Below are 8,985 nucleotides of genomic sequence, written 5' to 3' on the forward strand. Positions count from 1 at the left end.
TTCTTTTTGTTTTAACCTTAAAATATATATCCTTTTATTTAGAAATTTTTTATTATATAATATAAATAAATATAAATTATAATGTATTACAGAAGAAAATTATTGCATAGTTTTTCTTTTTTATATTAATTAGTAGTTTATAATTAACATGGTGGTAATTCACCTAATTATGTTGATACAATCTTTCGCGAGGTGATTTTATGAATATTTCAGGTATAATTGTTGAGTACAATCCATTACATAACGGCCATTTATATCATATTAATAAAACCAAAGAACTAACAAATTGTGATGCCTTAATTTGTGTTATGAGCGGAAATTTCGCTCAACGTGGAATTCCATCCAGTATAGATAAATGGACGAAAACTAAAATGGCACTAAGTAGCGGAGTTGATTTAGTAATAGAGCTACCAGCTATTTACAGTGTATCCTCGGCAGAATTTTTTTCCTTTGGTGCTGTAAGTCTTCTAAATAGCCTCGGAATAGTAAATAATATTTGCTTTGGTAGCGAACATGGAGATATTAATGATATATATAGCATTTCCAATATATTGCTAAACGAACCTGTTGAATTTAAATCACTATTAAAAACTTATTTATCCAAAGGTATTGTTTACCCTTTAGCAAGATCTAATGCACTTTATGATTACTTAATAAATTCTAAAAGCGAGACAGCAAACTTATTATTAGATAATTTTTTAAATTCCCCTAATAATATACTAGGTATTGAATATTGTAAAAGCTTACTCAAGTTAAATAGTTCTATTACTCCTTACACCTTAAAAAGAGAAGGTGCTCCTTATAACAGTACTCTTTTACACAATGAATTTTCCAGTGCTACCTCTATAAGAAAATTTGTGAAAGAAAATGGTTCATTAACAAAACTAGAAGGTCATGTTCCGAGTTCGGTATTAGCAGAAATCCTAAACTTATACTCGAAAAACTATGAATTCACCTTTGAAGATTCCATGTTTCCGTACATTAAACATAAATCTGCCACATCAAAAAACTCTTTAGTAAATTTACCCGATGTGTCTGAAGGTCTTGATAATAAGATTATTAAATCTTTACAGAATAACTCAAGCTACTCTAGTGCACTGATCGATATAAAAAGTAAACGGTACACTTACACACGAATTAGTAGAATATTATGCCAATATTTTATAGGATTCGATATCTTTAATAGTGCTAAATTAAGATCAATGCCTTGTCCTTATGCTAGAGTTTTAGGATTCAACTCAAAAGGAAAGTCAATTTTAAAATCTATAAAATCGAACAGTAGCATCCCACTTTATACAAAACTTCCTAAAGAGGCTAATGAAACCTTGAAGCTAGACATTCAGGCTACAAGGGCTTACAGTATCATAAATAGCAGTATAAGTCCTAATAGCGATTATTTGATATCTCCTATTATTATAGAATAAAAATAAAGGATACAATCTTTAATGATAGTATCCTTTATTTTAAATTAACTTAAACGATACATAATATTATGAAAATTTATATATATTTAATACTGTAATACTTTAAAAAGGGGTTTAAGATTGACGTTTCTATTAATTATATTATTAATTTCTATAATGCTCTTATTGTTTAAATTGTTTAAGACTTTAAATATAGATCTTTCAATAACAATAATTTGTTCTCTTATTATTCTTCAAATAATATTAGCACCAGATGTTTGTATCAAATACACTCTATCTGGCGCAAAACTATTCTTCAATGCGGTTTTCCCTTCTCTTTTTCCATTTTTAGTTGTAATAAATATTATAATAAGCTACGATGGTATTCATATTTATTCTAAATTATTAGGAAACATAATTTGTAAACCCTTAAAACTACCTAAAGAATGTACCTTTGTACTCTTGGTTAGTTTATTATGCGGTTACCCTCTGGGCGCAAGGTATACCTGCGATTTATACAAAAAAAACATAATTGATTTAAATACCTGTGAAAGACTGCTAAATATCGCTTCTAATTCAAGCCCTCTATTTATTATAGGTGCAGTAGGCTCTTCTATGATGGTAAGTACTAAAATTGGTTATATATTATTACTATCTAACATTATATCCTGCATTTTCATGGGATTTATTATTCCCTCAAAGAATTCCTTTTATAAAATAAAATATAGAAGCACCACTTTCTCTAAAGACAAACCGCCAAATAAAAATATTGGTATGATATTAAAGAATAGTATTGAGGATGCCATGAAAAACTCCTTAAATATAGGTGGTTTTATCGTAGTGTTTTCCGTAATAACAGGAATAATTAAAGACAATGCCATATTTCACATTGTCCTTACAAAGTTCTCTTTAATTATTGGCTCATCTGGGAACTTTATAGAAGGTTTATTACTCGGAATGTTAGAGATGACTAATGGCTGCTATTTAATAACTTCCGGTAATACAAATCTATATATAAAGCTTTCAGCCTTAAGTTTTTTAATTGCTTTCAGTGGCTTGTCTATCATTTCTCAAGTTTATAGCTATACCTATAAATATGATGTCTCAATAAAAAAATATATTGCTCGTAAGTTTATTCAAGGCATAATTTCTTCAATTTTAACGCTAATTCTATATATTATTTTTCTGCAGACCTCATCTATCTTTACCTTTAATAATATGAGTATATACAACGGCAGTAATTTATATCTCTTAATATTAATAATTTTATTTATCCCCCTGCTGCTTGTAAATATACTTAAACTATTTCATACTTCTTAATTCTTTTACATTTTCTCTTATTGAAGTTGTGGTATCTGTAACTTCTCCCTGTAGAGAAGTTAAAAATTCTTGAACATCACTTTTAATCTTTTGAAGCATTTTTTGACCTTTTAATTCAATCTCTTTATCTAATTGGGATAATATTTCATCAGCATAGTCTTTAGCTCCAAGCCTCATAATTTTAGCATCTCTCTGAGCCGCTGCTATAATTTCTTCTGCTCTAGTTTGCGCTTCTTTAACTAAATCTTGCTTTTCTACCCTTCTTCTTATTTTATCAATGGTCTCATCCTCAAAAATCTTAGCTTGTTTTTTTGCATCAACAATAATTCGTTCTTTTTCATCGCATACCCACTGAGCCTTCTTAAATTCCTCTGGCAAGTGATTTATAATTTGATCAATTATATCCAATATTTCTTTTTTATTTATAACTGACTTACCTGTAACCGGTATTTTAGACGAACTTTCAATAATTTCTTGAAGATATTCCAAAAGCTTTATAACATCCATATTTCCCCCCCTATATATTTGATTGTGCCTTAAAATTAATCTTTCTCACAACATCTGGAATAATCTCATCCGGTACTAACCCCTTAATAGATCCTCCAAGCATCGCAACTTGCTTAACTGAAGAAGAACTTACATAGCAATATTCGGTCTTTGCCATCATAAACACAGTTTCCTTACTTGGATCCAATATATTATTCATTGATGCCATTTGAAACTCATATTCAAAATCTGAAACACTTCTGAGTCCTTTCACAATGATTCCTGCACCCTCTTTATTCATTAAGTGAACAAGTAAACCGCTAAACTTCTTTACTTGTACATTAGGCAAATCTTTCAATACGTTTTTTAACTGTTCTACTCTCTCATCCACAGAGAAGAGACATTTTTTCTCTGGGTTAACAAGTACTCCTACGATTAATTCATCAAAAACTCTTGAAGCCCTCTCAATAATATCTAAATGTCCGTTAGTTATTGGGTCAAAACTTCCAGGGCAAATTGCTTTTTCCATGTTACTTTCCTCCATATGTTCCTCTATGGTAGATACCAATTATGCATTGTTATCCCCATGTATTCCTTTTAGGGAGCTAATAATTCTTAATTACTAGCTCCCTTGTATTCGTAAAACAATACAGTAGTGTTACCATATTTCCTTAAATCAGATAGATGAATAATAGAATTTCCTTCATAAACCTCTTCTGAAGAATCTATTTTACAAACAATCAATCCATCTTTACTTAAAAGGCTATTTTTTGCAATAATCTCAATAGCAGGTGGAATCATATCTTTAGCATATGGCGGGTCTATAAAAATTAAATCAAAAACAACTTTTTCATCTGCAAACTGTTGCATGTATTTATATGTGTCACCTTTTAAACACTTACATTTATCATTAAAATTTAAATTTTCCACATTTTTCTGTAGCATATCAAACGTAGTATCGCCCATATCAATCAGATAGCATTTATCCGCTCCTCTGCTTGCTGCCTCGAGGCCTAAGCTACCGGTACCTGAAAACATATCCACTACTATAGCATTACGCACTCTATTTTGGATTATATTAAAAATAGCTTCTTTTATTCTATCTAATGTAGGCCTCGTTCCCATCCCAACAGGGGACAATAACTTTCTCCCTCTTGCACTTCCTGCAATAATTCTCATATATTTATCCCTCCATCTAAGCCAGTTTCGATAATATTTTAACATATATATGTAACTTATACAAAGATATTTTTCCCTAATTGAAACAAATGTAATTAGAACTTTGTTCGATTTTTTTAATTATTTCATTCTTCACCTTCATATCTTCACTATTAATACTATGTATTAATTTTCTCGCCTCACTATTTGCAAGTTTTAATATATTAATATCTTCAATTACATCGGCTAAAATTAAACCTGATTCACCATGCTGCTTAAATCCAAATAGTTCTCCGGCACCTCTGGTTTTTAAATCTTCTTCTGCAATAAAAAAACCGTCATTACTTTTTATTAGTATATCTAATCTTCTTTTCACTATATTGTTTGTTATATTCGCCAGTAGGATACAATAGGACTTATGGGTTCCTCTTCCTACCCTACCTCTAAGTTGGTGAAGCTGTGCAAGCCCAAATCGTTCTGAGTTTTCTATTATCATAACTGTAGCATTTGGCACATTTACTCCAACTTCAATTACTGTAGTTGAAATCAGCACTTTAATTTCACCAGTTTTAAATTTATCCATGATTTCATTTTTATTTTTACTATGCATTTTACCATATACCATTCCAATTTCAATAGAACTAAAATATGCTTCTTTTAATTTTTCATAAAGTTTCTGGACGGAACTTAACTTCATTTCTTCATTTTCTTCTACGAGCGGACAAACTATATAAACCTGTCTTCCCTTATTAACTTCACTTAAAGCAAACTCATACACGTGCCTACTTTGCGACATACTTTCATAGCTCGTATCAATGTTCTGTCTTCCTGGGGGCAATTCATCTATAATAGATACGTCCAAATCACCATATAAATATAAAGATAGTGTTCTCGGAATTGGAGTCGCTGTCATAACTAATATATCTATGTTTTTCCCTTTGTTAGAAAATCTATTTCTTTGTGCTACTCCAAATCGATGCTGCTCATCAGTAACAATCATGCCTAAATTTCTAAATTCTACATTATCTTCAATAAGTGCATGAGTTCCAATAATAATATCAATGGCTCCACTTTTTAACTCCTGTTTAATTAATTCTTTGTTTTTTGGTGTTGTACTTCCACTTAATAGTTGTATTGTAAGTGGAAAATCTTTTAATACATTTTGAATTTCTTCGTAATGTTGCTTTGCTAGAATTTCAGTTGGTGCCATCATGGCTGCTTGATAACCATTTTTTACCACATTAAACATAGTAATTATAGCAACTATAGTTTTACCACTTCCAACATCCCCTTGCAAAAGCCTATTCATACCAATATCTTTCTTTTGGTCTATTAAAATTTCCCGTACAACTTTACTTTGTGACTTGGTCAGCTGAAAAGGAAGTTTCTGCTTTAAAGTTGTAAGTTCCGGAGCTATTTTAAATTGAATACCCTCATTATGAGATTTTATAAACTCTTTGAGCATTAATATTTTTAGTGAATATGTAAATAATTCTTGAAATTTAAGCCTTCTCTTAGCTTCATTAAGAGATGTTAAACTTTTAGGGCTGTGTATGCTTCGAGTTGCCTCATCTAAAGAATAAAAATCATATTTTTCCAGAAGCCATTTAGGCAAATTTTCTGTTATTTGAATGTTACACAGCATATCAGATATAATTTTATTGAAAAAATTATTTGTAACATTATTTTTAAGTGGATATACAGCCACAATATTATTTGTATCCATTGATGTGTTTTTTACTATTTTGGGATTCATAATAGTGATTTCTTCCTTAAATTTATCCACTTTGCCTGTGATAAAATAACTATTTGAAATTTTAAAACTATTTTTTGCATATGGTTGATTAAACCACTTACCTTTGAATTTAATATCACCTTGACAAAATACTATGGTAGAAAGAGTCTTATTATTTTTAAGTCTAAGGTCTTTTAATATATTTAAAACAGTACACTCTACAATAACTTTTTCACTTACTAAACACTCTACAATACTTTTCTCGACAGATACATGTTCATAATCTCGCGGAAAATATAATAGCAGATCTAATACTTTAAAAATTCCACACTTATTCAAATTTTCTGCCATTTTAGGTCCAACACCCTTTATATATTTTATATCACTATAAATATCCACAAATACCACTCCAAAAATACGATTTTAATAATAGTTCTATTCATTAGGGGCATGAAAATAATAAAAGCCCTAGGGCTTTTATTCAACTGAAGCAATAAAATAATATATTGGTTGTTTCCCATTATAATGTTGAATGTCTATGTCCGGGTATTTATGCTCTAAAACAGAAATAAATTCTTCCACTTCGCTTATTATACAATCTTCTCCATAGAAAATTGTAATAAGTTCACTATCTTCTGTAATCATACTATCTATGACGTCTTCGCAAACTTTATAAATATCTGTTCCAACTTCTTTAATATGTTGCTCAACTAAGCCTAAAATATTTCCTTCTTTTATTATGTTACCATCAGCCTCAGTGTCTTTAACAGCATATGTCACAGACGCCGTTGCAACATTTCTAATTGCTTCTTTTAATGTTTTCTCATTTTCTTCTACACTAACTTCTGCATTAAACATTGTTACAGCAGTTATACCTTGGGGGATAGTTTTCGATGGAATAACTATTACATTTTTATCTGACAGTTCAACAGCTTGAAGCGCTGCCATAAGTATATTCTTATTATTAGGTAATACAAATATGTTTTCCGCGTTAACTTTATTGATACTATCTAATATATCTTGTGTACTTGGATTCATAGTTTGCCCGCCTTGTATCACTACATCCACACCTAAGTCCTGAAAAATATTCTTGATTCCTTCTCCAAGTGCAACAGATATAAAACCATATTTCTTATTTTCAAAAGTATTCGCTTTTACCGGTTCCTGAGCTTCTGCATCTTCAAGGCCTAATAAATTTTTATGTTGTTCTCTCATATTTTCAACTTTTATCTTAGAGAGCTCACCTAGTGTTACTGCTTTTGAAAGCACCAATCCTGGGTCATTTGTGTGTATATGGATTTTAAGAAATTCATCCTGTGAAACTACTACCATTGAGTCTCCAAGGGCTTCTAAATAATTCTTTAATTCTTTAGTATCAACATTTTCAGCGATAACTAAAAGTTCAGTGCAGTATCCATACTTTATATCTACAGGCATATCTGGAATCACAGATGATATTGTTTTTGATTTAGTACTTTGCTTGTCTAATTTATTAATTGAAACTTCCATATTATTGTTTAGGGCTTCATACATTCCTTTAAACAATATTAGAAGCCCCATCCCACCTGCATCAACTACTTTTGCTTCCTTTAATGCCGGCAGCATATCTGGAGTTTTATCTAGCATAATTTCACTGTGCTTGCAAACATGTTGCATAAGCGTAACAACGTTCTCGGCTCCACTATTAACTGCACTTTCACCGGCTGCTTTAATAATAGTTAGAATTGTTCCTTCAGTAGGTCTCATAACAGCCTTATATGCAAAATTAGCACCTTCCAAGATACTTTCAGCAAATTCTTCAGGAGTAGCTTCTTGTATGCCTTCTAGTCCTTTTGCAACGCCTCTAAATATTTGTGACAGTATGACCCCTGAATTGCCTCTTGCACCCATTAGCGCGCCTCTAGCTATCTTCTGTGATATATCTGAAATAGACTCCGTCGACATGCTTTCAATTTCTTGCACTGCTGCTTTAAATGTCATTGACATATTAGTACCTGTATCTCCATCTGGAACAGGAAATACATTTAGTGAATTTACATATTCTTTTTCTTCCTCTAACCTATTAGATGCATTTATTACCATATTACGGAAATGTTGTCCGTTAATTTTTAAGTATTCCACAATCCATACCTCCTTAGACCCTTACACCTTGGACATTCACTGTTATTGCTGCAACCTTCAGTCCTGTATAATTTTCAACGTTATATCTTATTTTTTGAATTATATTATTTGCTATTATTGAAATTTTTGTGCCATATTCAACTATTATGTATAATTCAATAAATAGTTGGTTTTCCTTAGAATGAATTTTTACTCCTTTATTTAAACCATCGTTCTTTATTAATTGCCAAAATCCATCCTTAGCATCTTTTAACGCCATGCCTACAACTCCATAACACTCTGTTGTAGAGATACCAACTATATTAGCTAATGCCTCCTCTGAATAATATATAATACCATTCGCATTCTTAATGTTACCTTTCATTGTAATTCCTCCTTATACCGCTATATAGATTATTTTATATTATAATCATGATTTATTCAAGAAAATTTATTTTATAATTAATTTAATTACTAATAATCCCCCATTTAACTTGCAAGAGTAATAGTTTATATGTTACAATAATGCGTGTTTCAATTGAGAAGATTTTTTTCTTCGTAGTCTTAAGGAGGTGTTTTCATTGTCAAGAAAATGCGAAATATGCAATAAAGGTGTTATTTCCGGTAGCCAGTATAGTCACTCACACCGTGAATCAAAGAGAAAATGGGCTCCAAATATTCAAAAAGTTAAAGCTATAGTTAGCGGAACGCCTAAATCTATACATGTATGTACTAGATGTCTTCGTTCAGGTAAAGTACAACGTGCTATATAATTAAGAAATA

The 8,985-nt window shown here is 30.7% G+C and carries 9 protein-coding genes; 3 read left to right on the plus strand and 6 right to left on the minus strand.

The window, feature by feature from the left end; all coding sequences use genetic code 11:
- The first annotated feature begins 200 nt into the window (after positions 1–200).
- Together JJE11_RS00800 and ylbJ are read left to right on the plus strand one after the other, a co-directional pair.
- Positions 201–1,424 carry a nucleotidyltransferase gene (locus tag JJE11_RS00800; RefSeq protein ID WP_291632339.1) on the plus strand — a complete coding sequence of 408 codons (1,224 nt, stop codon included), beginning with the start codon at positions 201–203 and terminating at the stop codon, positions 1,422–1,424.
- Between the two features lie 156 nt (positions 1,425–1,580).
- Positions 1,581–2,723 carry a sporulation integral membrane protein YlbJ gene (ylbJ, locus tag JJE11_RS00805; protein WP_291632351.1) on the plus strand — a complete coding sequence of 381 codons (1,143 nt, stop codon included), beginning with the start codon at positions 1,581–1,583 and terminating at the stop codon, positions 2,721–2,723.
- Here ylbJ and JJE11_RS00810 read toward each other — a convergent pair.
- The 6 genes from JJE11_RS00810 to JJE11_RS00835 form a co-directional block, all read right to left on the minus strand.
- Positions 2,706–3,230, minus strand: coding sequence for an ATPase (locus JJE11_RS00810; protein WP_291632340.1), 525 nt, complete (start codon positions 3,228–3,230; stop codon positions 2,706–2,708). The genes ylbJ and JJE11_RS00810 overlap by 18 nt on opposite strands.
- 10 nt (positions 3,231–3,240) lie before the next feature.
- Entirely contained in the window at positions 3,241–3,738 is a 498-nt protein-coding gene (gene coaD / locus JJE11_RS00815; protein ID WP_291632341.1) for a pantetheine-phosphate adenylyltransferase, read from the minus strand.
- Positions 3,739–3,824: 86 nt separating this feature from the next.
- On the minus strand, positions 3,825–4,388 hold the full coding sequence (rsmD, locus tag JJE11_RS00820) for a 16S rRNA (guanine(966)-N(2))-methyltransferase RsmD (protein ID WP_291632342.1): 564 nt from the start codon (positions 4,386–4,388) through the stop codon (positions 3,825–3,827).
- A 76-nt stretch (positions 4,389–4,464) separates the two neighbouring features.
- Positions 4,465–6,501, minus strand: coding sequence for an ATP-dependent DNA helicase RecG (recG, locus tag JJE11_RS00825; RefSeq protein ID WP_291632343.1), 2,037 nt, complete (start codon positions 6,499–6,501; stop codon positions 4,465–4,467).
- A 78-nt stretch (positions 6,502–6,579) separates the two neighbouring features.
- Complete coding sequence (locus JJE11_RS00830) at positions 6,580–8,223, minus strand: DAK2 domain-containing protein (RefSeq protein WP_291632344.1); 1,644 nt, start codon at positions 8,221–8,223, stop codon at positions 6,580–6,582.
- A gap of 13 nt (positions 8,224–8,236) precedes the next feature.
- Positions 8,237–8,587, minus strand: coding sequence for an Asp23/Gls24 family envelope stress response protein (locus JJE11_RS00835; protein WP_291632345.1), 351 nt, complete (start codon positions 8,585–8,587; stop codon positions 8,237–8,239).
- A gap of 196 nt (positions 8,588–8,783) precedes the next feature.
- Between JJE11_RS00835 and rpmB the strand changes: the two genes are divergently transcribed.
- Positions 8,784–8,975: a 50S ribosomal protein L28 gene (gene rpmB, locus JJE11_RS00840; RefSeq protein WP_165413696.1), complete on the plus strand. Its 192-nt coding sequence runs from the start codon at positions 8,784–8,786 to the stop codon at positions 8,973–8,975.
- Positions 8,976–8,985 lie beyond the last annotated feature (10 nt).

Source organism: Clostridium sp. (genome assembly GCF_016650095.1).
Taxonomy (GTDB): domain Bacteria; phylum Bacillota; class Clostridia; order Clostridiales; family Clostridiaceae; genus Clostridium_AD.

Bases quoted from the DNA above. Each gene is read 5' to 3' on its own strand.
- coaD (WP_291632341.1), bottom strand. From the start codon at position 3,738: ATGGAAAAAGCAATTTGCCCTGGAAGTTTTGACCCAATAACTAACGGA.
- ylbJ (WP_291632351.1), top strand. From the start codon at position 1,581: ATGCTCTTATTGTTTAAATTGTTTAAGACTTTAAATATAGATCTTTCA.
- rsmD (WP_291632342.1), bottom strand. From the start codon at position 4,388: ATGAGAATTATTGCAGGAAGTGCAAGAGGGAGAAAGTTATTGTCCCCT.
- JJE11_RS00835 (WP_291632345.1), bottom strand. From the start codon at position 8,587: ATGAAAGGTAACATTAAGAATGCGAATGGTATTATATATTATTCAGAG.
- JJE11_RS00800 (WP_291632339.1), top strand. From the start codon at position 201: ATGAATATTTCAGGTATAATTGTTGAGTACAATCCATTACATAACGGC.
- JJE11_RS00810 (WP_291632340.1), bottom strand. From the start codon at position 3,230: ATGGATGTTATAAAGCTTTTGGAATATCTTCAAGAAATTATTGAAAGT.